Genomic DNA, 20,084 nt, shown 5'->3' with positions numbered 1-20,084 from the left:
GAGAATCTGACGTCCCGCAGGCTTCGTGATGCCAGCGGGAAGCTTTTGAGGAAATATAATGGTCAAGCCAGAATGGGGCACAAAGCGTTCGTGCCCGAAATGCGGCACGCGTTTCTACGATCTCGGCAAGGACGATCCGGTCACCTGCATCGAATGCGGTGAGGAATGGTCGCCCGAGCCGGTGCTCAAGTCCAAGCAGCCGATCCCCTTCGAGGACGAGAAGAAGAAGGAAGGCAAGGAGCCCGATTCCGATCTCGGCGGCGATGACGACGATCTGGAAGATCTGGACATCGACGAGGATGACGATTCCCCGGACAACGACGTCGATCTCGGCGGCGACGACGATCTCGGCGTTGCCAAGGGCAAGGGCGACGACGAAGACGACGACAATTGATTTAGCTGTTGCATTGCGGGGTGCCCCTTTATAAAGGGCGCATCCCGCGCTTCGGTGCGGCAGGACGGCAGGCCTCCCAGGGCATGCCGGGCACGAATGGTACGGGGCCTTAGCTCAGCTGGGAGAGCGCTACAATGGCATTGTAGAGGTCAGCGGTTCGATCCCGCTAGGCTCCACCATTCGCAGACAAAAGTCGGATTTCCTTGAGAAATTCGCAACGCTGGCTGACGAGGTTTCGTCCGCCGGCGTTTTTCGCGTTTACTGGCCCTGGCGGGCCGTAAGAGGAGTTGAAGACCCATGTTCGACAGTCTTTCAGACCGGCTCGGCGGAGTCTTCGACAAGCTGCGCGGGCGTGGCGCGCTCAACGAACAGGACGTGCGCGACGCGATGCGCGAAGTGCGCGTGGCACTGCTCGAAGCCGACGTCGCCTTGCCGGTGGTGCGCCGTTTCGTCGACGCGGTAACCGAGAAGGCGATCGGACAGGACGTCCTGCGGTCGGTCACGCCGGGCCAGCAGGTCGTAAAGATCGTCAACGACGAGCTGATCGAGATGCTCGGCGGGGAAGGGCAGGAAGGTCTCAACCTCGATGCCAGGCCCCCGGTCGTCGTGATGATGGTCGGCCTGCAGGGATCGGGCAAGACCACCACCACCGCCAAGCTCGGCAAGTTCGTGCGCGAAAAGCACGGCAAGAAGGTCATGATGGCCTCGCTCGACGTCAATCGTCCGGCGGCGCAGGAACAGCTCAAGGTGCTCGGCGAGCAGGTCGGGATCGCGACGCTGCCGATCGTGTCGGGCCAGCAACCCGTCGACATCGCCAGGCGGGCGATGGAAAGCGCGAAGCTACAGGCGGTCGACGTGCTGCTGCTCGATACCGCCGGTCGCCTTCACGTCGACGAGGCGTTGATGGGCGAGATGAAGGCGATCAGCCAGGTCTCCACCCCGACCGAGGTGCTGCTGGTCGTCGATTCGCTGGCTGGACAGGACGCGGTCAACGTCGCCAAATCGTTCAACGACGAGATGCCGCTGACCGGCGTGGTGCTGACCCGCATGGATGGCGATGCGCGTGGCGGTGCGGCGCTCTCGATGCGGTTCGTCACCGGCAAGCCGATCAAGTTTGCGGGCACGGGCGAAAAGCTCGACGCGCTCGAGGCTTTCGTGCCGAGCCGCGTGGCCGATCGCATTCTCGGCATGGGCGACGTGGTCGGCCTGGTCGAACGGGCAACTGCGTCCATCAAGGAAGAAGAGGCGGAACTTCTCGCCAAGCGCATGGCGAAGGGGCAGTTCGACCTCAACGACCTGCGCATGCAACTGCGCCAGATGCAGTCCATGGGCGGGCTTGGCATGCTTGCAGGCATGCTGCCGGGCATGAAGAAGGCGAAGCAGGCGCTCGCGGCCAGCAACATGGACGACAAGGTGCTGCTTCACATGGATGCGATCATCGGCTCGATGACCGCCAAGGAACGAGCCCGGCCCGAACTGATGAACGCCAAGCGCAAGAAGCGCGTGGCGGCAGGTTCGGGGACGGATGTCCAAACGGTCAACAAGCTGCTCAAGATGCACCAGGAAATGGGCCGCGCGATGAAGCAGATCCGCAAGATGGGCGGGCTCAAGGGGCTCGGCGCCCTGTTCGGATCGGGCGGTCTCGGCGGCGGGATGCCCGGGATGGGGGGCATGGGTGGCGGCTTGCCCGGTCTCGGAAGCGGCGGTGCCAACGGTCCGGGTGTCGATCCGTCGACGCTTCCTCCGGATCTTCAGAAACTTCTCAAGAACAAGTAATTTCAAACGTTTAATTTCGAAAGGTAACACACAATGGCAATCTCTCTCCGGCTTTCGCGCGGTGGCGCGAAGAAGCGTCCGTATTATCGCATCGTCGCGGCCGACAGCCGCAAGGCGCGTGACGGCAAGTATCTCGAGCAGATCGGTGTCTACAATCCGCTCCTGCCCAAGGACGACGAAGGCCGCGTGAAGCTGAACGAAGACCGGGCCCGCTACTGGCTGGGCGTCGGCGCGCAGCCGTCGGACCGTGTCGCCCGCTTCCTCGATGCCGCCGGCATCCGCGAGCGTGCAGCCCGCAACAACCCGAACAAGGCCGAGCCTGGCGAGAAGGCCAAGGAACGTGCCGAAGAAAAGGCTGCCAAGGCAGCCGAAGCTGAGGAAGCCGCCAAGGCAGCCGAGGAAGAAGCCAACGCTCCGGCCGCGGAAGAAACCGCAACCGAGGAAGCAGCTTCCGATGAAGGCGTTGCTGCCGAAGCTACGGAAACCGCCGAAGAAGCCGCTGCTGAAGAAGCACCGGCCGAAGGCGCCGAAAAGGCCGAGTAAGCCGTTTCGATGCAGGACAAGCCCGTCACGCTCGCAGCCGTCGTCGGCGCGCATGGCGTGGCGGGCGAAGTCCGCCTTAAGCTCTTCGGCGAAGGCGTCGACACGCTCGCCTCGATCAAGAGCCTGAACGGCGGCGCGCTCACGCTGAAAAAGCTGCGCTCCGACAACAAGGGTGGGGCGATCGCCCGTTTCGACGAGGTTTCCGATCGCACGGCGGCGGAAAAACTGCGCGGCACGTTGATCGAGGCCCCGCGCGATGCCTTGCCCGGCCTGGCCGAAGGCGAGTTCTACTTCTCCGATCTCCTCGGCCTGGCGGTGATCACCGATGCGGGCGACCCGGTGGGTACGGTGCACGCGGTCGAAAACTTCGGTGCGACCGACATCGTAGAAATCGAAAAGGCCGATGGCCAAAAGTTCATGGTCCCGCTGACCGAACAGGCGGTTCCTTCGTGGGATGCCGAGCGCCTCGTCGTCAACACGGATTTTGTCGAGAACGACTAGCCCGGCTTGATCAAGTGTATTGTACGTGCAATACACTCCTCCGGTAGTGAAAAGCTAAACGGGGAAAATGATGATCGATAATCCTGCACTTGTCCTGGCGACCTGCACCGCAGCGGCAGCAGCAGTCAATCTGGCGGTTCTCAGGTTTTCGCCTCATGTCTCGAAACGCTTGCGCCATGCGCTTTCCGGGTTTGGCCCGGTCGTGGTGACGCTCGCCGCCCATATCGGCCCGCGCGACAGCGTGGTCGCTACGGGAACCGACCTGCTGGTGCTCGGCGGGGCGGCTCTGGCCGGTGTGGCGGCGGCAATCGGATCGACGCGCTACGTGAAGCCGCGAGGGTCGATCTCTCAGAACTAATGGCCGGATATTCCGTCCTGAAATCAGCGTCTTATCGGTCGTTCTTCTGCTAGGGTGTTGCGAATGGTTGTCGCGGCTACGCCCGCAGCTCCCATGGCATGACTGATCTGGTCCAGCCCGATGACGACGTCCCCGGCTGCGAACAGCCTCGGCACGCTAGTCTCCTGGTGGTCGTCGACCACGATGCAGCCGTCGCCGGTGGTTTTCGCGCCGGCCATCACCGCCAGCCCGGAACGCACATCGCTGCCGAGCGCGGGGTAGACGCTGTCGAATTCGAGCCAGCCGTCGGCAGTATCGACCCCGAGCTTGTCGCCGCGAATTTCGTATTTCCCGCAAGGGCCGGCCACGCGGCGCACGCCTGCCTGGTCGAGCTCGCTCGAACAATCCGTCGACAGGTCGTGATCGCCGTCGGGCGAGATCAGCGTCAGGTCGCGGGTGAAGCCACGCAGGAAAATCGTTTCCGCCGTTCCATGGTCCGACGTGCCGATCACGCCGACACGCTTGTCCGTCACTTCGTAACCGTCGCACACCGGGCAATAGCGCAGCAGGCCGCGTGACAGCGCTTCGTCGTGCAGTTCGTCGCTCATCCCCGGCGGATGGCGGTTGAAGACCCCGGTCGCCAGCAGGACCGAGCGAGCGTTGAACGTTCCCTCGTCTGTGCCGACTGCGAAGTGATCCCCCGCCACGGCGAGATGCTCGACGCGCTTGTTCTCCCGCTTGCAGCCGTATTTCGCCGCCTGCTCGTGCATACGTGCCAGCAGCTCCGTGCCCTCGATCCCGTCGGGATATCCCGCGTGGTTGTGAGTGCAGGGGATCAGCGCCGCGCGGCTCGTCCCGCAGTCGAACAGGCGGACGTCGAGATGATAGCGCGCGAGATAGATGGCGGCCGTCAGTCCCGCAGGTCCGCCGCCGATGATGATGCAATCTTCCATGGATGCGCCAACGCGCGGGATGGCTTTGCGGTCCCCGCTCGGCTAACCGGCGCGCGATGACCTTCGCCGCCACCATCCTGACGCTTTATCCCGAGATGTTTCCCGGGCCGCTGGGCGTGAGCCTGGCCGGGCGGGCGCTCGAGCAGGGAAAATGGTCTTGCGAGGCGGTGCAGCTCCGCGACTTTGCGACGGACAAGCACCGTACGGTCGACGATACGCCAGCCGGCGGCGGGGCGGGCATGGTGCTGAAGCCCGACGTTCTCTCCCGGGCGCTGGACCATGCCATCGGAAGCCGTCCGGACGCACCCGTACTGGCGATGACACCGCGCGGGCGGCCGATAACGCAAGCCCGCATCCGCCAGATCGCATCAGGCGGCGGAGTTACCATCCTTTGCGGCCGGTTCGAGGGCTTCGACGAGCGTATCTTCGAGGCCTATCCGCAGATCGAGCAGGTCAGCCTTGCCGACATCGTCCTGTCTGGCGGAGAGCCTGCCGCGCTCGCCATACTCGATGCTTGCATTCGCCTGTTGCCGGGGGTAATGGGCGCGCCGGATAGCGGAGCCGAGGAATCCTTCGAGGAAGGTCTGCTCGAATATCCGCATTACACCCGACCTCAGGAATGGGAAGGGCGCACGATCCCCGAAGTGCTGCGATCGGGGGATCATGCGAAGATCGCGGCGTGGCGCAAGCAACGCAGCGAGGACGATACTCGGTTACGCAGGCCGGACCTTTGGGAGCGTCACAGGGACGTTCGGGACCAGCCTGCCTCTGGCGCGCGGCATGAACAGAAGGACCAGGGCACATGAACCTGATTCAGCAGCTCGAAGCGGAAGCCATCGAGCAACTCGCAGAGGGGAAAGAGATCCCCGATTTTCGTCCGGGCGACACCGTTCGCGTGGGCGTGAAGGTCATCGAAGGCACGCGCGAGCGTGTACAGAACTTCGAAGGCGTGTGCATCGCGCGGTCGAACCGCTCGATCAACAGCAATTTCACGGTGCGCAAGCTCTCGTTCGGTGAAGGCGTGGAACGCGTGTTCCCGCTGTACTCGCCGATCGTCGACAGCATCACCGTCGTGCGTCGCGGTATCGTGCGCCGTGCGAAGCTCTATTACCTGCGCGGCCGCACCGGCAAGCGCGCGCGTATCGCCGAACGTCGCGAGAACGCGCCCAAGGCGTAATAGTTACACAGGCAACTGTTTGACGAAAGGGCGTCCCGGCGGCATGTCGGGGCGCCCTTTTCTTTTCCGGGATTCGAAAGCCTTGTTATGCGCACACTTCTTGCTGCCACCGCACTCTGCCTCTCCGCTCCTGCCCTTGCGGATCACCACGCGATGAGCGGAACGCAGACCGAACAAGGCCGGCAGCTGACGTTCGAGAAGGTCTTCGGCAGCCCGAGCCTCAACGGTTCGAGCCCGCGCGCGGTCAAGCTCTCGCCCGACGGGCGTTACCTGACCGTTCTGCGGAACCGGGAAGACGACAAGGATCGTTACGACCTGTGGGCCTTCGACCGGCAGACCGGCGACTGGCGGATGCTCGTCGACAGCGAGAAGGTCGGCAGCGGGGCGGAACTGTCCGAAGCGGAGAAGATGCAGCGCGAGCGCGCGCGCATTGGCACGCTCAAGGGTATCGTCACCTACCAGTGGTCGGACACCGGCGATGCGCTGCTAGTGCCGCTCGATGGTGACCTCTATCTGGCCGGGCTCGACGGCACGGTCACCCGCCTGACCGAGACCGAAGAAGGCGAACTTAATCCCACGCTCAGCCCCAAGGGCGAACACATAAGTTTCGTGCGCGATCGGCAGCTCTACGTCGGCAAAGTCGGCGAGGAACCGCAGCCGATCACGCCGCAGGAAGACGAGACCGTTCTGTGGGGCGAGGCCGAATTCGTCGTCCAGGAAGAGCTCGACCGGATGACCGGCTTCTGGTGGTCGCCGGACGAACGGCGGATCGCCGTGCAGCGCACCGACGAGGCGCCGGTCGGCATCGTCACCCGCGCCTCGATCGGGGCGACCGGGACCAAGGTGTTCGACCAGCGCTATCCCGCCACCGGTACGCCCAATGCCGAGGTTCGGTTGTTCGTGATGGACCCGGACGGCAAGAACCGTGTCGAAGTCCCGCTGGGCGAGGAGGAATTCTATCTCGCGCGGGTCGACTGGTCGGCCGACGGCAAGACGATGTACGTCCAGCGGCTCGACCGGGCGCAATCCAGGCTCGACATGCTCACGGTCGATCCGGCGACGGGCAAGAGCCAGATCCTGTTTACCGAGCGCGCGGCGGACGATCACTGGATCAACCTGACCGACAGCTACAAGATCATGAAGGACGGCTCGATCCTGTGGCGCAGCGAGCGTGACGGTTTCGGCCACCTCTACCGCTTCGCCGACGGCAAGTGGACCCAGCTGACCAAGGGCAACTGGGTCGTCACCGACCTCGACGGCGTCGACCAGGACAAGGGCCTCGTCTATTTCACTGCCAACAAGGACGACGTTCTGGCGACGCAGGCCTATCGCCTGTCGCTGGCGAACCCATCCGAGATCGTCCGGCTGACCGATCCGGCCTACGTCAACTCGGTGGCAATGGACGGCAAGGCACAGACACTGCTCGTCTCGCGCAATTCGACCAGCCAGCCAACCCAGAGCTTCATCGCCGATACCGACGGCAAGCGGATCACCTGGATCGAGGAAAACACCCTCGATGCCGGGCATCCCTACGCGCCTTATGTCGCGAGCCACGTTACGCCGGAATACGGCACGCTGAAAGCTGCCGACGGCCAGGTGATGTACTGGCGGATGCTCAAGCCCAAGATGGAGCCGGGCAAGAAATACCCGGTGTTCTTCCAGCACTACGGCGGGCCGCACGTGCAGGTCGTCACCAAGGGGTGGGGCGGGGCGCTCGAGCAGGCGATCGTCGATGCCGGTTACATCCATTTCACGATCGACAACCGCGGCAGCTACAACCGCGGCGTTGCCTTCGAAAAGCCGATCTATCGCGCGATGGGCACGGTCGAGGTGGAAGACCAGAAGGTCGGGGCCGAGTACCTCAAGACGCTGCCCTTCGTCGATCCGGCGAAGATCGCGACATATGGCTGGTCCTATGGCGGCTACATGACGCTGGCGATGCTGGAAGCCGATCCGGGACTCTATGCCGCCGGCATCTCGGGTGCGCCGGTGACCAAGTGGGAACTCTACGACACGGCCTATACCGAACGCTACATGGGCACGCCGCAGGATGAGCCGGAAGCCTACAAGGTCGGCGCGGTGATCGAGGATTCGGTGAAGATCACCGATCCGCTGCTGCTGATCCACGGGATGGCCGACGACAATGTCGTATTCGAGAACTCGTCGGAACTGATCGCGACGATGCAGGGCGCGAACGTGCCGTTCGAGATGATGCTTTATCCCGGGCAGACGCATGGCGTCGGTGGGCCGAAGATCAGCCCGCACCTGTGGTACACGATCATGAACTTCCTGGAGCGGCATGGCGTAACGCCGCCCGAATGAGCGGCGTCGGCGATACGTCGGGCAAGCTCGGGCCATGGGCGGTCTGGGCCATAGCTGTCGGAGGAATGGTCGGCGGCGGGATATTCTCGACGCTCGGGGTGGTCATCTCCAGCGCCGGGGTCGAGATCGGTATCGTGGTCGTCAAACTCGCGATCCTTGCCGCCCTGGCCGTTCTCGGGCTTTCCGGCTTCGATGCGGGGAAGCTCGAAATCGCCTCGTAACCCGGCTTGATCGGTATCGTGATCGGCGCCGCGAGCGTCTTCATGGCGTACGAGGGGTTCGAGCTTCTCGCCTACGATTACGACGAGATGGAGGATCGCAAGGCCACGCTCACGAAAGTCATGCCGCTGGCGATCGGCAGCGCCGCGTTGATCTCCGTACTGGTCGGTTCTCGTGCTGTCCGCGCTTGCCCTGGCGCTGGCGCTTCTCGGCGGGCTCGACGGGCTCGTGAGCGGGGCTAGCCTGGTTTTCCTGATGGCGTTCGGCACACTCAATGCCCTTGCGCTGCGCCGCGATGTCGGTTCGCGTTGGATCACCCTGCCAGGCACGGTGCTGAGCTTTGCGGCGCTGCTGGTGCTTGCAGCTCACCTCAGCGGCCTTATCTGAACTAGGCATCGCCCTAGCGGAAGTGTTTTGCGCTGCAGCACGACTAGGCTATCGCCGCGCGCCTGCACGAGCAGCAGTGAGATCGGAGTGAGTTGAGATGGGTTACCGGGTAGCGATCGTCGGCGCGACGGGCAACGTGGGCCGCGAGATGATGGCCATTCTCGCCGAGCGCGAGTTTCCCTGCGACGAGGTCGCGGCTGTCGCATCGTCGCGATCGCATGGCACGGAAGTCGAATTCGGCGACACCGGGAAGATGCTCAAGTGCAGGAACATCGAGCATTTCGATTTCAGCGGCTGGGACATCGCCCTGTTCGCGGCCGGTAGCGGCCCGGCGAAGGAATATGCGCCCAAGGCCGCCGCGGCGGGCTGCGTGGTGATCGACAACAGCTCGCTTTACCGCATGGATCCCGACGTTCCGTTGATCGTGCCGGAAGTGAATCCCGACGCGATCGACGGCTATTCCAAGCGCAACATCATCGCCAATCCGAACTGCTCGACCGCGCAGCTGGTCGTTGCCCTCAAGCCGCTGCACGATGCCGCGACCATCAAGCGCGTCGTCGTCTCGACCTACCAGTCGGTTTCCGGCGCGGGCAAGGCGGGCATGGACGAGCTGTTCGAACAGAGCCGCGGGATCTTCGTCGGCGACAGTGTCGAGGCGAACAAGTTCACCAAGCAGATCGCCTTCAACGTCATTCCGCACATCGACGTCTTCATGGATGACGGTTCGACCAAGGAAGAATGGAAGATGGTGGTCGAGACGAAGAAGATCCTCGACCCTAAGATCAAGCTCAACGCGACATGCGTGCGCGTGCCGGTTTTCGTCGGCCATTCCGAAGCGGTCAACATCGAGTTCGAGAACGAGCTTTCGGCCGAGCAAGCGCAGGATATCCTGCGCGAAGCCCCCGGCATCATGCTCGTCGACAAGCGCGAGGACGGTGGATACGTCACCCCGGTCGAGGCAGCCGGTGACGGCGCGACCTACGTGAGCCGCGTGCGTGACGATCCGACGGTCGACAACGGCCTGACCCTGTGGTGCGTGTCCGACAACCTGCGCAAGGGTGCAGCGCTCAACGCGGTTCAGATTGCCGAACTGCTCGGGCGACGGCACCTGAAGAAGGGTTGAGCGTTAGGCGAGAATGAAGCGCTTCCTTCTCGCCGTCCTGCTGCTGCCTGCAGCCTGCAACCAGCAGGCCGACAGCCGCCAGGCCGAGGAAACCGCCGCTAGCCCGGAAGATCGCGCCGCGACCGAAATGCACAGTGAGATCGGCGCGAAACCGTCGATGGCGTTGCTCCCCGACGGGCTCAGTTACCGCGTCGCGGGCGGTACCGAGACCGTGCAGGTCAGCTTCGGAGCGCCGCAGGAGTCGATCGAGCGCGTCGCGCGAGAGGCTTTCGGTGAACCCAGAGAGCGCACTTCGAACGAGGAATGTGGCGCGGGCCCGATGGAGTTCGCCCAATACGGCCCGCTCCAGCTGAATTTCCAGGACGGAGCCCTCGTGGGCTGGTTCCTGCAGAGCGGTGGCAAGGTCGCGACGGTCGATGGTGTGCAGCCGGGCGTCACCACCTTCGACGACCTCGCGCGCGATCACGAAGGCCGGATGGCCGACGGCAGCACGCTGGAAGGCGAATTTTCCTATCAGCCGCTCGGCGGCGGCGAGCGCGTCGGCGGTTTTGTCGATCGGGACGGCACGATTTTGTCGCTCAACGCCGGGATGAATTGCTTCTTCCGCTGATTGGCGCAACAAGGTCGGCATGACGCTGACTGCCGACCTCTATTTCAGCTTTCGCTCGCCCTATAGCTATCTGGCGATCGGTCGATATCGCGAGCTGTCCGAAAAGCGCGACGTCGATATCGCCTTGAAGCCGGTCTATCCGCTGGCGGTCCGCCAGCCAGACTTCTTCGAGCGCAATCACCCCAACTGGCTCGGTTACACCTTTCGCGACATGTTCCGCGTGGCGCAGATGGAGGGCATCCCCTTCGGCCCGCCGCGGCCCGATCCCATCGTCCAGGATGCGGCGACAAGGGTGATTGCCGACGAACAGCCCTATATCCGGCGGGTGACGCGGATGGGCCAGGCCGCTGCGCGCAGGGGCAAGGGCCTCGCATTCGCGCACGAGGCGGCGCAATTGATCTGGGGCGGGCAGGAGAACTGGCACCAGGGTGAGCACCTAGCCGGTGCAGCGCAGCGCGCGGGGCTCGATCCCGCCGAGATCGAAGCCGAGGTCGCGGAACAGGCCGAAGCGCTCGACGAGGAAATCGCCGCCAACCAGCAGGCGCTGGAGGATGCAGGGCACTGGGGCGTACCGACCTTGGTGCTCGATGGCGAACCCTTCTTCGGTCAGGACCGTATCGCGATGGCGATCTGGCGGATGGAACAGAAGGGCCTCGGTACCCCCTGATCAGTGCGCGGGTGGCGCAGGCCTGCCGGCAGGAGCGGCGTTGCGCCGCATGAGAAGCGTGAGCGGCGCAGCCGCAAAGCTCATCCACATCATCAGGTGGAAGTCGTCGATATAGGCGATCATGGCCGCCTGCCGGGTGACTTCGCCGTCGATGATCCGCAGCACGACGTCGCCGAGGTTCTGGAATCGGTCCACCGTCGATACATCGATCGAGTTCACCGCGCCCGCAGTGACATGCCCGGCCAGGTCAGAGTGGCTGGTCTGGATGTTGCGGGCCAGCAGCACCGTCATCAGCGAAATGCCCGCCGAGGCACCGAGCGAGCGCATCAGGTTGAGGAGGCTTGATCCGTCGGTCCGCAGTTGCGGGGGCAGGGTGGCGAATGCGCTCACGTTGAGCGGGATGAATACGAGCCCGATGCCGACCCCCTGCAGAAGCCCGGATGCGACGACATGCCAGTTGTCGACCGCCAGCGACCAGTGGCTCATCTGCATGAGCGACAGCCCGCAGATGATGAAACCGCTTGCGACCACCGGTCGCGCGTCGAACCCGCGCCGCATCAGGAAGCCGGCAAGCTGCATCGATATGAGGACACCGACACCGCGCGGCATCAGAACGAGGCCCGTATCGATCACGTCATAGCCGAACAGCCCCTGCAGCATCGGCGGAAGCAGCGCCATGACCGAGAACAGCACCGAGCCGATGACCAGCATGAAGGTGAGCGAGATGACGAAATTGCGGTCCTTGAACAATGCCCTGTCGAACAACGGATTGCGGGCAGTCGCGAAGTGGACGATCGTCATCCACACGGCCGACGCGCACAGCACTGCATAAATCCAGATCTCGACCGCATCGAACCAGTCGGCTTGCTGTCCGCGATCGAGCAGGAGCTGGAACGAACACAGCGCGACCGCGAGCATGGCAAAGCCGGTCAGGTCGAACTTGCGGGCCTGCTGGACGCGCCTTGGAAGGTTGGCGGACAGGATGGCGATGCTGATGATGCCGACCGGCAGGTTGACATAGAATACCCAGCGCCAGTTCCAGTTCTCGGTCAGCCAGCCGCCGAGCACCGGGCCCAGGATCGGGCCGATCATGATGCCCATTCCCCAGATCGCCATCATCTGGGGGTGGCGGCTGCGGCGCGTCGTGTCGAGCATGAAGCTCTGGCTGAGCGGGGCGATGAATGCCCCTGCCACGCCCTGCAGCGCGCGAAAGACGACCATTTGTTCGAGGTTCTGGGCGAGGCCGCACAGCATCGAACTGGCGACGAAGCCGGTCACCGAGAAGAGGAACAGCCGCCGCGCTCCGATCCGCTCGGCCAGCCAGCCGGTCATCGGCAGCGCGACTGCCGAGGTGATGATGTAACTGGTCAGGACCCAGGTAACGGTGTCCGCCGTCGCGCCGAGCGCGCTCTGCATATGCGGAATGGCAACGTTGGCGATCGTGGTGTCGAGCACAGCCAGCAGCGATGCTGCCATGATGCCCACGATCAGGAGAGCGTGGTTGGCGACCGGCAGCAGCGGAGCATCGTCGTCCGCCACCGCGTGCGTCGCCACAGTCCCCGTGGCTGCGCGTCCGGAGCCGGCTGGTGAGGGCGCAGTCGTCGCCACGCGGTTACTTGCCCTCGTCGGTGTAGACCGTCACTTCGCTCGACTGGCCGGCGATCAGCTGGCGCGGACTTTTCCCGAGCAGACGGATCCGGACAGGCACGCGCTGCGTGACCTTGACCCAATTGCCGGTCGCGTTCTGCGCCGGAAGCACGCTGAACTCCGACCCTGTTCCGGCTCCGATGGTCTCAACCCGCCCTTCCAGTTCGAGATCGGGATAGGCATCGAGATGGATCTTCGCCCTTTGTCCCACCCGCATGTCGGCGAGGTCGGTTTCCTTGAAATTGGCTTCGACATAGGGCGTCGATTCTCGGACGATGGTCACCACCGGCAGGCCCTGGACGAGCTGCTGGCCGATCTGCAGCCGATCCGCCTCGGCAATGCGGCCTGCCGCCGGGGCGCGCACCTCGGTCCGGCTGAGCGACAGTTGTGCCACCTCGCGCTGCGCCTTGCCTGCTGCGACTTGCGGGTTCTCTCCAGGCACTGCCGACCCGGTGGCGAGCTTTGCCTGTGCGGCCTGCTGGCGAGCCTGTGCCTGGCGCAATTGCTCGCGTGCCTGGGCCACCGCATGGCGGGCGGCATCATGCTCGGTCTTCGTCAGGAAGCCGCGCTCGTAGAGAGCATCCTTCCGCGCAAAATTGGCCTGGGCGAAGGCGATGTCCTCCTGCGCGGCCGAGATATCCGCGCCCGAAAGGTCGGACGAATTGGCAAGCGCTGTCACATTGGCCTGCGCGGTGGCGATCGCGGCGTTGGCTTGCGCAACCTGCAGTTGATAGGGCGTCGGATCGATCCGGAACAGCAAGTCGCCCTGCTGCACTGTATCTCCATCGGCGACTGCGACTTCGATGATCTTTCCGCCAACCTCGGCGCTAATCGAGACCTTGTCCATCTGGACGTAGGCATTGTCGGTCACGGCCTTCCCCTGCAGGCCTGCCCAGTAGAAGGCAGCGGCCGCGATGAGGATGAGGGGGATAGCGAACATCAGCGCCCGGCGACGCCAGACCCGCGAAGCCGGCTCCTTCTCCGTGACCGGACCGGCTGCATCGTCGGCCGGGACCGACACAGTGTCGCGCTCGATGGTTCCTGGATCGGCCTCAGCCATTGGCGGCCTCCGCGAGTATCTTGCTGGCTTCGAGGTTGGCTGCAACGCGGCCGAGCAGGTCGGCGAGCATGGCGGTTTCCTCCGTGCTCAGGTCCGCGGCCATGTCCGCGACGAGACCGTCGACCTTGACCCGGAGCGGTTCGAGAATCTCGCGGCTCTTGTCGGTCGGGTGCAAGAGGCGCGCCCGCCGGTCCGCCGGATCGGCGATGCGGGTCACCCAGCCGGCTTCCTCGAGCCGGTCGACGATCCGGGTAAGCGTGATCGGCTCGACCTCGATCCGCTCGGCGTAGAAAGCCTGGTTCTCGTCGGGAAACTTGTCGAGGACCAGCAGCAGGCGAGCCTGCACGGCGGTGAGCCCGAGGCTGCGCACCCGTTGGTCGAAAGTACGTCTCAACAGGCGTGCGCTGTCGGAGAGCAGGTAACCGATGTTCTGTTTCATAGCGGGGTATATAATAAGTGTGCTTAGCAAAAACAATCGGCTTTCGCACCCGCCCTTCCTGCGATACCGACCGGCCCATGAAACCCCTTGAAACTTCGAAAATCCGCTCCTTCGACGATACCGAACTCGCCGTTCATCGCCTGGGCGAGGGACGGCCCGTGGTTCTGCTGCACGGCCTGTTCTCCAATGCCGAGATGAACTGGCTGCGTTTCGGTCACGCGCAGATGCTGGCATTAGCCGGTTTCGAAGCGATCATGCCGGACCTGCGCGGCCATGGAGACAGCGGCAAGCCGCACGATCCGGCCAGCTATCCGCCCGACGTGCTGGTGCGCGACCTGTTCGCGCTGACCGAAACGCTCGACCTCGACGACTTCGATCTGGTGGGCTTTTCGCTCGGGTCGCGTACGGCTGCCCGGGCAGTGATTGCCGGACTGGAGCCGCGGCGGCTGGTACTGAGCGGAATGGGCCTCGAAGGGCTCGCGGGATGGAACGCGCGCGCGGCGTTTTTCATCGACGCGATCGATCGCTTCGCCGAGGTCAAGCACGGCGATCGCGCCTTCTTCGCCGTGAGCTTCATGAAGACGATGAAGGTCGATCGCGATGCGGCCCGCCTGTTGCTGCAGTCGGTCGCCGATACCTCGCCCGACGAACTGGCGAAAATCACCATGCCGACGCTGGTGCTGTGCGGCGACAATGATCGCGACAACGGTTCACCGGAAAAGCTGGTCGAGGCGCTGCCCGATGCAAGCCTCGCGACAATTCCCGGCACGCACATGAGTTCGGTGACCGAGCCTGCTCTGGGCGAGGCCCTCGTCGAGTTTCTGAAGTAACGGGAACTGGCCGCGCGCTGCGCAATTCATCCTGAAGACAGCCACGTTCGCTACCATCTGAAGCATATCGAATTCAACGAACTAGAGGTCGCACTCCATGAAATCTCTCGCACGCGCATCCTGCGCGGTGCTGGCCATTGCCACTGCCGCCGTCGCCACCCCGCTCGTCGCCCAGGAAGCTGAGCCAAGCTCGCAGAGCGTGGCGCCCGCCTATCCCCTGACCCCTGCCGGCGCGGCGCAATTCGTTGCCGAAGCCGAAAGGCAAATGGCAGATTTCTCTTCCGTCAGCAGCCGCGTTTCGTGGGTCAATTCGACCTACATCACCGACGATACGAACGCACTGGCGACCATTTACGGCGCGCAAGGCAAGAAGATGAGCGTCGATTATGCGCTCGCTGCAGCGCGTTATGCCGAAGTTCCCGGTCTTGATCCCGACGTCGAACGCAAGCTCGACCTGCTGCGTTCCAGCATCACCATGCCCGCACCGACGACCGAGGGCGCGGCGGAGGAAATGTCGGCGATCTCGACCAAGCTCGAGGCGCAATACGGCAAGGGCAAGGCGCTCCTCAACGGCGAGGATATCGCCGGCAATGACGCCGAAGCGGAAATGGGCAATCTGGAGCGCACGCCCGAAGAGCTGACCGAGATGTGGCAATCCTGGCATGACCGCGTCGGTGCGCCGATGAAGGGCGATTACGCCCGCATGGTCGCGCTGGCAAACGAAGGTGCGCGCGAGCTCGGCTACGACAACGCCGGCACCATGTGGCGTTCCAACTACGACATGTCGCCCGAGGAGTTCGAGGCGACCACCGAGCGGCTCTGGCAGGAAGTGAAGCCGCTTTACGACAGCCTCCACACCTATGTCCGCTGGAAGCTCAACGAGCACTACGGCGATGCGGTGCAGGGCAGGACCGGCCCGATCCGCGCCGACTTGCTCGGCAACATGTGGGCACAGGAATGGGGCAATATCTACCCGCTGGTCGCACCGCCGGGTGCAGGCGACATCGGTTACGACGTTACCGACCTCATTGCCGCGAAGGGCATGAGCGAGCTCGACATGGTGCGCACGGGCGAGAATTTCTTCTCCTCGCTCGGGTTTGCCGAACTGCCGGACACCTTCTGGGAGCGTAGCCAGTTCCTGAAGCCCGCCGATCGCGAAGTGGTGTGCCACGCCAGTGCGTGGAACCTCGACAACGTCGACGATCTGCGGATCAAGATGTGCATCAAGAAGAATGCCGACGACTTCACGACGATCCACCACGAACTGGGCCACAACTACTATCAGCGGGCCTACAACGAGCAGCCCTATCTTTACCTGAGCGGGGCTAACGATGGCTTCCACGAAGCGATCGGCGACATGATCGCCCTGTCGATCACGCCGGAATACCTCGTCCAGATCGGCATGCTCGACAAGAGCAAGGTGCCGTCGGCCGACAAGGACATCGGCCTGCTGCTGCGCAAGGCGATGGACAAGGTTGCATTCCTGCCGTTCGGCCTGCTGGTCGACAAATGGCGCTGGGGCGTGTTCGACGGCTCTATCACGCCGGCCGAATACAACTCGGCCTGGGTCGACCTGAAGCGCGAGTACCAGGGCATCGAGCCTCCGGTCGAGCGGCCGGCGGATGCATTCGATCCGGGGGCGAAGTATCACATCCCTGCGAGCACGCCCTACATGCGCTATTTCCTCGCGGCGATCCTCCAGTTCCAGTTCTACAAGGCCGCCTGCGACGAGGCAGGGTGGACCGGGCCGCTGCACCGCTGCTCGTTCTACGGAAACAAGGAAGTCGGCGAAAAGCTGAACGCCATGCTCGAGATGGGGCAGTCCAAGCCGTGGCCCGACGCTCTCGAGGCGTTTACCGGCAGCCGGGAGATGTCAGGTGCCGCGATGGCCGAGTATTTCGCCCCGTTGAAGGCCTGGCTGGACGAACAGAACAAGGGCAAACCTTCGGGCTGGTGATCCGCCGTCTTGCGATGTAGTCCTCTCCGTTCAGGGAGGATTGCATGCACAGGCGGGTCGAGGAAAAGCCCCTGCGGGGCGGGGGCAAGTGAGCGGTTTGCCGCGCCAGATGGCCACGGTCGGCTGGCGAGAGCTGGTCGACCTGCCCGAACTCGGCCTGCGGGGGATTCCGGCCAAGATCGACACCGGTGCGCGCACCTCCTCGCTTCACGGCAAGGTGCTCGAGACGTTCGAGCGCGACGGGCAGCAGTTCGTGCGCTTCGCGGTCGATTTCCCGGACCAGCATGTGCAGCAGGTGTGCGAGGCCGTGCACGTCGACTGGCGGGGAATCACGAGCTCCAACGGCGAAACCCAGCGCCGCATGATCATCAAGACGCCGCTTCGCATCGGACCGCTCAAATTCCGCGCCGAAATCAGCCTTGCCGACCGCTCGGACATGAAATTTCCGATGCTGATCGGGCGTTCGTCGCTCCGTCGTCGTTTTGTCGTCGACAGCGGGCATAGTTGGTTGCAGACGCGCGGCATGGACCCCGTCGAGGGTCACAAACCATAATACGAGGCCCAAGGAGGGCCGGGTCATGAAAATCGCAATGTTGGCGCGCAACGCCAATCTCTACTCGCACCAGCGGCTCAAGGACGCCGCAGAGCAGCGCGGGCATTCGCTCGACATCATCAATACGCTGCGTTGTACGGTCAACATCGCCAGCCATCGCCCGACGCTGAGTTACAATGGCGAGACGCTGAACGGTTACGACGCGGTGATCCCGCGGATCGGCGCCTCCATTACCAATTACGGCCTCGCGATCCTGCGCCAGTTCGAGATGGGCGGGGTCTGGCCGCTCAACGAAAGCGTCGCGATCGGTCGCAGCCGCGACAAGCTGCGCAGCATGCAGATTCTCGCCAAGCACGGCCTCGGCCTGCCGCTAACCGCCTATGCTAACGATCCCAAGCAGGCGGAGGAGATCATCAGGGCGGTGAAGGGTCCGCCGGTGGTCATCAAGCTGCTCGAGGGCACGCAGGGGATCGGTGTCGTGCTTGCCGAGACGATGAGCAGCGCCAAGTCGGTGATCGAGGCCTTTCGCGGAGCCAACGTGAACATCCTGGTCCAGGAATTCATCAAGGAAGCGGGCGGAACCGACATCCGCGCGCTGGTCGTGGGCGGGAAGGTCGTCGCGGCGATGAAGCGCACGGGCGCGGCGGACGATTTCCGCTCCAACCTGCACCGGGGCGGTAGCGCGGACGTGATCAAGATCACGCCGGAGGAACGCTCGACCGCCTTGCGCGCTGCCAAGCGGATGGGCCTGAATGTGTGCGGCGTGGACATGCTGCGCTCCAATCACGGCCCGGTCATCATGGAAGTGAACTCGTCACCGGGTCTGGAAGGCATCGAAAACGCGACCGGCAAGGACGTGGCAGGAATGATCATCAAGTTCATCGAAGACAACGCCAAGGCGGGCAAGACCAAGACCAAGGGCGCGGGGTGATAGCCATGTCCGGAGTGGAATTGCGCAAGATGAATGTCGGCGATTGCGAACTGGCGTGGTGGGAGCGGGCAGGCCTCGAAGCGAGCGATGCGCCGCCGCTGGTCGTCGCCCATGCGACCGGATTTCACGGCCGCTGCTACGATCCCATCGTCGAGCATTTTGCCGAGACGCGAGTGCTGCAACTCGACATGCGCGGTCACGGCCGATCCGGCGGAGGCCCGATTTCCGACTGGCGCGTTTTTGCGGGCGACATAGCGGCGGTCCTGGACACGAGCGGCGTATCGGGTGCCGTAGGCGTCGGTCATTCGATGGGAGCCCATTCGCTGTTGCAGGCAGCCGCCCAGCGCCCCGACCTGTTCACCCGGCTGGTGCTGTTCGATCCGGTAATACTTGCGCCTGATTATTACGCGGACCCCTCACCGATGGGCGAGCATCCGACCGCCCGTCGCAAGGCGGATTTCGAAAGCGTCGAGCAGATGATCGAACGGTTCGGCGATCGCGACCCTTACGACATCTTCGATCGCCGCGTTTTCGAGCTGTATTGCCGGTTTGGCCTGGTGCCGAAGGACAGCGGCGAGGGCTTGACCCTGGCTTGTGCGCCGCAGACGGAAGCCAGCATCTACCAGTCCAGCCGGAGCAATGGCGCGATCTTCGACGCGGCCCGCAAGGTAGATATTCCGGTGCTGGTTGTCCGTGCCCAGCAACGCGATGGCATGGATTTCAAGGGCTCGCCGACCTGGCCCGAACTCGCCTCGATTATTCCCGACGGGACCGATCTCCACCGGCCGGACATGACCCATTTCCACCCGTTCCAGGATCCCGCCGATGCAGCGCGGATCGTTTCCGAATATCTCGGGACGAGCTGAGCCTCAGGCGTTGCGCGCCATCAGTCCGCCATCGACCGGGATGACTGCACCGGTGATGTAGCTGGCTGCCGGGAGGACAAGCGAGAGCGTCATCTGCGCCACTTCTTCTGGCTCGCCGTAGCGACGCAGCGCCGTGCGACGCTTGGCGAAGATCGTCTTGTGCTCGTCCGGCACCGCATCGGTCATCGCGGTGCGGATCGGGCCGGGGCAGATGCAATTGACGGTGATCCCGTCCGGCCCCAAATCGACCGCAAGCCCGCGTGTAAGCCCGGTCACGCCGGTCTTGGCCGCGACATAGGGCGTGTCGCCAGGGGTCGCGCCGAGCCCTTCCGTCGACGCGATGTTGACGATCCGCGCGGCATCGCTCTTGCGCAGATGGGGAAGGGCGGCACGCACCATCCGCTGGTGTGCGGTCAGCATCACTGCCAGCGCGCGCGACCAGATCTCGTCGTATTCATCACCTGCGTCGAGCGGCGAGAAGCTGGAAACGCCGGCATTGTTCACGAGGATGTCGATCCCGCCGAAATCCTTGGCGATCTGCGCGACGACGGACTTGATCGCATCCGGGTCTGCAACGTCCAGTGCGTAAGGGCGCGCATCGTCGCCGCATTCTGCCGCCACTCCCGCGCAGGACGCAAGATCGAGGTCGGTGACGGCAACCTTCGCCCCCTCGGCAGCCAGCAGCCGGGCCGTAGCACGACCCATGCCGCTCGCGGCCCCGGTGACGATGGCGACGCGGCCTGCAACGGATCGCGAACGGTTCGGCATTCTTCTCTCTCCCCTCGATCGGTC

At 64.0% G+C, this 20,084-nt stretch carries 24 protein-coding genes and 1 tRNA gene; 20 read left to right on the top strand and 5 right to left on the bottom strand.

Annotated elements, in window-relative coordinates:
* Positions 1-58 precede the first annotated feature (58 nt).
* From GRI48_RS02770 to GRI48_RS02745, 6 genes are all read left to right on the top strand, one after another.
* Positions 59-394 carry an FYDLN acid domain-containing protein gene (locus GRI48_RS02770; protein ID WP_160671086.1) on the top strand — a complete coding sequence of 112 codons (336 nt, stop codon included), beginning with the start codon at positions 59-61 and terminating at the stop codon, positions 392-394.
* Positions 395-497: 103 nt separating this feature from the next.
* Positions 498-573 (top strand) — tRNA-Ala (locus GRI48_RS02765).
* A gap of 118 nt (positions 574-691) precedes the next feature.
* Positions 692-2,170 (top strand): signal recognition particle protein, encoded by a 1,479-nt coding sequence (gene ffh / locus GRI48_RS02760; protein ID WP_160671083.1) that lies wholly within the window; start codon positions 692-694, stop codon positions 2,168-2,170.
* Between the two features lie 33 nt (positions 2,171-2,203).
* Positions 2,204-2,713 (top strand): 30S ribosomal protein S16, encoded by a 510-nt coding sequence (gene rpsP / locus GRI48_RS02755; RefSeq protein ID WP_160671080.1) that lies wholly within the window; start codon positions 2,204-2,206, stop codon positions 2,711-2,713.
* Positions 2,714-2,722: 9 nt separating this feature from the next.
* Positions 2,723-3,214, top strand: coding sequence for a ribosome maturation factor RimM (gene rimM / locus GRI48_RS02750; RefSeq protein ID WP_160671077.1), 492 nt, complete (start codon positions 2,723-2,725; stop codon positions 3,212-3,214).
* A gap of 70 nt (positions 3,215-3,284) precedes the next feature.
* Positions 3,285-3,572, top strand: a complete 288-nt coding sequence (locus GRI48_RS02745; RefSeq protein ID WP_160671074.1) for a hypothetical protein — start codon at positions 3,285-3,287, stop codon at positions 3,570-3,572.
* Between the two features lie 23 nt (positions 3,573-3,595).
* Here the strand turns inward: GRI48_RS02745 and GRI48_RS02740 are convergent, their stop codons facing one another.
* Complete coding sequence (locus tag GRI48_RS02740) at positions 3,596-4,504, bottom strand: NAD(P)/FAD-dependent oxidoreductase (RefSeq protein ID WP_160671071.1); 909 nt, start codon at positions 4,502-4,504, stop codon at positions 3,596-3,598.
* Positions 4,505-4,560: 56 nt separating this feature from the next.
* Between GRI48_RS02740 and trmD the strand changes: the two genes are divergently transcribed.
* The 9 genes from trmD to GRI48_RS02705 all read left to right on the top strand — a co-directional run bounded on the left by trmD (position 4,561) and on the right by GRI48_RS02705 (position 11,009).
* Positions 4,561-5,310 (top strand): tRNA (guanosine(37)-N1)-methyltransferase TrmD, encoded by a 750-nt coding sequence (trmD, locus tag GRI48_RS02735; RefSeq protein WP_160671068.1) that lies wholly within the window; start codon positions 4,561-4,563, stop codon positions 5,308-5,310.
* Positions 5,307-5,681, top strand: a complete 375-nt coding sequence (gene rplS, locus GRI48_RS02730) for a 50S ribosomal protein L19 (RefSeq protein WP_160671065.1) — start codon at positions 5,307-5,309, stop codon at positions 5,679-5,681. Before trmD ends, rplS begins: the two co-directional genes overlap by 4 nt.
* Positions 5,682-5,768: 87 nt before the next feature.
* Positions 5,769-8,003: a S9 family peptidase gene (locus GRI48_RS02725; protein ID WP_160671062.1), complete on the top strand. Its 2,235-nt coding sequence runs from the start codon at positions 5,769-5,771 to the stop codon at positions 8,001-8,003.
* Positions 8,000-8,224, top strand: coding sequence for a hypothetical protein (locus tag GRI48_RS14240; protein WP_237451705.1), 225 nt, complete (start codon positions 8,000-8,002; stop codon positions 8,222-8,224). The genes GRI48_RS02725 and GRI48_RS14240 overlap by 4 nt, the downstream gene beginning before the upstream one ends.
* 6 nt (positions 8,225-8,230) lie before the next feature.
* Entirely contained in the window at positions 8,231-8,464 is a 234-nt protein-coding gene (locus GRI48_RS14235) for a hypothetical protein (RefSeq protein ID WP_237451703.1), read from the top strand.
* On the top strand, positions 8,451-8,609 hold the full coding sequence (locus tag GRI48_RS14230; RefSeq protein ID WP_237451701.1) for a hypothetical protein: 159 nt from the start codon (positions 8,451-8,453) through the stop codon (positions 8,607-8,609). The genes GRI48_RS14235 and GRI48_RS14230 overlap by 14 nt, the downstream gene beginning before the upstream one ends.
* A 97-nt stretch (positions 8,610-8,706) precedes the next feature.
* A complete protein-coding gene (locus tag GRI48_RS02715; RefSeq protein WP_160671059.1) occupies positions 8,707-9,732 on the top strand; it encodes an aspartate-semialdehyde dehydrogenase in 1,026 nt (341 codons plus the stop codon).
* Positions 9,733-9,745: 13 nt separating this feature from the next.
* Positions 9,746-10,342 (top strand): hypothetical protein, encoded by a 597-nt coding sequence (locus GRI48_RS02710; RefSeq protein WP_160671056.1) that lies wholly within the window; start codon positions 9,746-9,748, stop codon positions 10,340-10,342.
* 19 nt (positions 10,343-10,361) lie between these two features.
* Complete coding sequence (locus tag GRI48_RS02705) at positions 10,362-11,009, top strand: 2-hydroxychromene-2-carboxylate isomerase (protein WP_160671053.1); 648 nt, start codon at positions 10,362-10,364, stop codon at positions 11,007-11,009.
* Here GRI48_RS02705 and GRI48_RS02700 read toward each other — a convergent pair whose 3' ends face one another.
* Genes GRI48_RS02700 through GRI48_RS02690 form a run of 3 tightly spaced genes read right to left on the bottom strand, consistent with a single transcriptional unit; the run spans position 11,010 to position 14,155 of the window.
* The gene (locus GRI48_RS02700) at positions 11,010-12,563 is read right to left on the bottom strand and encodes an MDR family MFS transporter (protein WP_419956954.1); all 1,554 of its coding nucleotides are present in this window, start codon (positions 12,561-12,563) and stop codon (positions 11,010-11,012) included. It abuts the gene before it with no gap.
* A 58-nt stretch (positions 12,564-12,621) separates the two neighbouring features.
* The gene (locus tag GRI48_RS02695) at positions 12,622-13,716 is read right to left on the bottom strand and encodes an HlyD family secretion protein (protein ID WP_160671050.1); all 1,095 of its coding nucleotides are present in this window, start codon (positions 13,714-13,716) and stop codon (positions 12,622-12,624) included.
* Positions 13,709-14,155: a MarR family winged helix-turn-helix transcriptional regulator gene (locus tag GRI48_RS02690; RefSeq protein ID WP_160671047.1), complete on the bottom strand. Its 447-nt coding sequence runs from the start codon at positions 14,153-14,155 to the stop codon at positions 13,709-13,711. The genes GRI48_RS02695 and GRI48_RS02690 overlap by 8 nt, the downstream gene beginning before the upstream one ends.
* A gap of 77 nt (positions 14,156-14,232) precedes the next feature.
* Here GRI48_RS02690 and GRI48_RS02685 point away from each other — a divergent pair, with 77 nt between their 5' ends.
* The 5 genes from GRI48_RS02685 to GRI48_RS02665 all read left to right on the top strand — a co-directional run bounded on the left by GRI48_RS02685 (position 14,233) and on the right by GRI48_RS02665 (position 19,292).
* Positions 14,233-14,985 carry an alpha/beta fold hydrolase gene (locus GRI48_RS02685; RefSeq protein WP_160671044.1) on the top strand — a complete coding sequence of 251 codons (753 nt, stop codon included), beginning with the start codon at positions 14,233-14,235 and terminating at the stop codon, positions 14,983-14,985.
* Positions 14,986-15,082: 97 nt separating this feature from the next.
* On the top strand, positions 15,083-16,942 hold the full coding sequence (locus tag GRI48_RS02680) for a M2 family metallopeptidase (protein ID WP_160671041.1): 1,860 nt from the start codon (positions 15,083-15,085) through the stop codon (positions 16,940-16,942).
* 109 nt (positions 16,943-17,051) lie between these two features.
* Complete coding sequence (locus GRI48_RS02675; protein ID WP_160675279.1) at positions 17,052-17,495, top strand: ATP-dependent zinc protease family protein; 444 nt, start codon at positions 17,052-17,054, stop codon at positions 17,493-17,495.
* A gap of 25 nt (positions 17,496-17,520) precedes the next feature.
* Positions 17,521-18,426 (top strand): 30S ribosomal protein S6--L-glutamate ligase, encoded by a 906-nt coding sequence (rimK, locus tag GRI48_RS02670; RefSeq protein ID WP_160671038.1) that lies wholly within the window; start codon positions 17,521-17,523, stop codon positions 18,424-18,426.
* Positions 18,427-18,431: 5 nt separating this feature from the next.
* Complete coding sequence (locus tag GRI48_RS02665) at positions 18,432-19,292, top strand: alpha/beta fold hydrolase (protein WP_160671035.1); 861 nt, start codon at positions 18,432-18,434, stop codon at positions 19,290-19,292.
* A 3-nt stretch (positions 19,293-19,295) separates the two neighbouring features.
* On the opposite strand, the gene GRI48_RS02660 is transcribed toward GRI48_RS02665, so the two are convergent.
* Entirely contained in the window at positions 19,296-20,060 is a 765-nt protein-coding gene (locus tag GRI48_RS02660; RefSeq protein ID WP_160671032.1) for an SDR family NAD(P)-dependent oxidoreductase, read from the bottom strand.
* Positions 20,061-20,084 lie beyond the last annotated feature (24 nt).

Origin of the sequence: Qipengyuania oceanensis (assembly GCF_009827535.1) — a bacterium.
Taxonomy (GTDB): domain Bacteria; phylum Pseudomonadota; class Alphaproteobacteria; order Sphingomonadales; family Sphingomonadaceae; genus Qipengyuania_C; species Qipengyuania_C oceanensis.
The sequence above is the reverse complement of the archived record's forward strand: the minus strand, read 5'-3'. Positions and strand labels throughout refer to the sequence as shown.

Excerpts from the sequence above, each read along its gene's own strand:
- GRI48_RS02660 (WP_160671032.1), bottom strand. The coding sequence starts at position 20,060 with ATGCCGAACCGTTCGCGATCCGTTGCAGGCCGCGTCGCCATCGTCACC.
- GRI48_RS02680 (WP_160671041.1), top strand. The coding sequence starts at position 15,083 with ATGAAATCTCTCGCACGCGCATCCTGCGCGGTGCTGGCCATTGCCACT.
- rpsP (WP_160671080.1), top strand. The coding sequence starts at position 2,204 with ATGGCAATCTCTCTCCGGCTTTCGCGCGGTGGCGCGAAGAAGCGTCCG.
- GRI48_RS02675 (WP_160675279.1), top strand. The coding sequence starts at position 17,052 with ATGGCCACGGTCGGCTGGCGAGAGCTGGTCGACCTGCCCGAACTCGGC.
- GRI48_RS02740 (WP_160671071.1), bottom strand. The coding sequence starts at position 4,504 with ATGGAAGATTGCATCATCATCGGCGGCGGACCTGCGGGACTGACGGCC.
- rimM (WP_160671077.1), top strand. The coding sequence starts at position 2,723 with ATGCAGGACAAGCCCGTCACGCTCGCAGCCGTCGTCGGCGCGCATGGC.
- rplS (WP_160671065.1), top strand. The coding sequence starts at position 5,307 with ATGAACCTGATTCAGCAGCTCGAAGCGGAAGCCATCGAGCAACTCGCA.
- GRI48_RS02725 (WP_160671062.1), top strand. The coding sequence starts at position 5,769 with ATGCGCACACTTCTTGCTGCCACCGCACTCTGCCTCTCCGCTCCTGCC.
- rimK (WP_160671038.1), top strand. The coding sequence starts at position 17,521 with ATGAAAATCGCAATGTTGGCGCGCAACGCCAATCTCTACTCGCACCAG.
- trmD (WP_160671068.1), top strand. The coding sequence starts at position 4,561 with ATGACCTTCGCCGCCACCATCCTGACGCTTTATCCCGAGATGTTTCCC.
- ffh (WP_160671083.1), top strand. The coding sequence starts at position 692 with ATGTTCGACAGTCTTTCAGACCGGCTCGGCGGAGTCTTCGACAAGCTG.
- GRI48_RS02715 (WP_160671059.1), top strand. The coding sequence starts at position 8,707 with ATGGGTTACCGGGTAGCGATCGTCGGCGCGACGGGCAACGTGGGCCGC.
- GRI48_RS02710 (WP_160671056.1), top strand. The coding sequence starts at position 9,746 with ATGAAGCGCTTCCTTCTCGCCGTCCTGCTGCTGCCTGCAGCCTGCAAC.
- GRI48_RS02705 (WP_160671053.1), top strand. The coding sequence starts at position 10,362 with ATGACGCTGACTGCCGACCTCTATTTCAGCTTTCGCTCGCCCTATAGC.
- GRI48_RS02770 (WP_160671086.1), top strand. The coding sequence starts at position 59 with ATGGTCAAGCCAGAATGGGGCACAAAGCGTTCGTGCCCGAAATGCGGC.
- GRI48_RS02745 (WP_160671074.1), top strand. The coding sequence starts at position 3,285 with ATGATCGATAATCCTGCACTTGTCCTGGCGACCTGCACCGCAGCGGCA.
- GRI48_RS02690 (WP_160671047.1), bottom strand. The coding sequence starts at position 14,155 with ATGAAACAGAACATCGGTTACCTGCTCTCCGACAGCGCACGCCTGTTG.
- GRI48_RS02685 (WP_160671044.1), top strand. The coding sequence starts at position 14,233 with ATGAAACCCCTTGAAACTTCGAAAATCCGCTCCTTCGACGATACCGAA.
- GRI48_RS02665 (WP_160671035.1), top strand. The coding sequence starts at position 18,432 with ATGTCCGGAGTGGAATTGCGCAAGATGAATGTCGGCGATTGCGAACTG.
- GRI48_RS02695 (WP_160671050.1), bottom strand. The coding sequence starts at position 13,716 with ATGGCTGAGGCCGATCCAGGAACCATCGAGCGCGACACTGTGTCGGTC.
- GRI48_RS14240 (WP_237451705.1), top strand. The coding sequence starts at position 8,000 with ATGAGCGGCGTCGGCGATACGTCGGGCAAGCTCGGGCCATGGGCGGTC.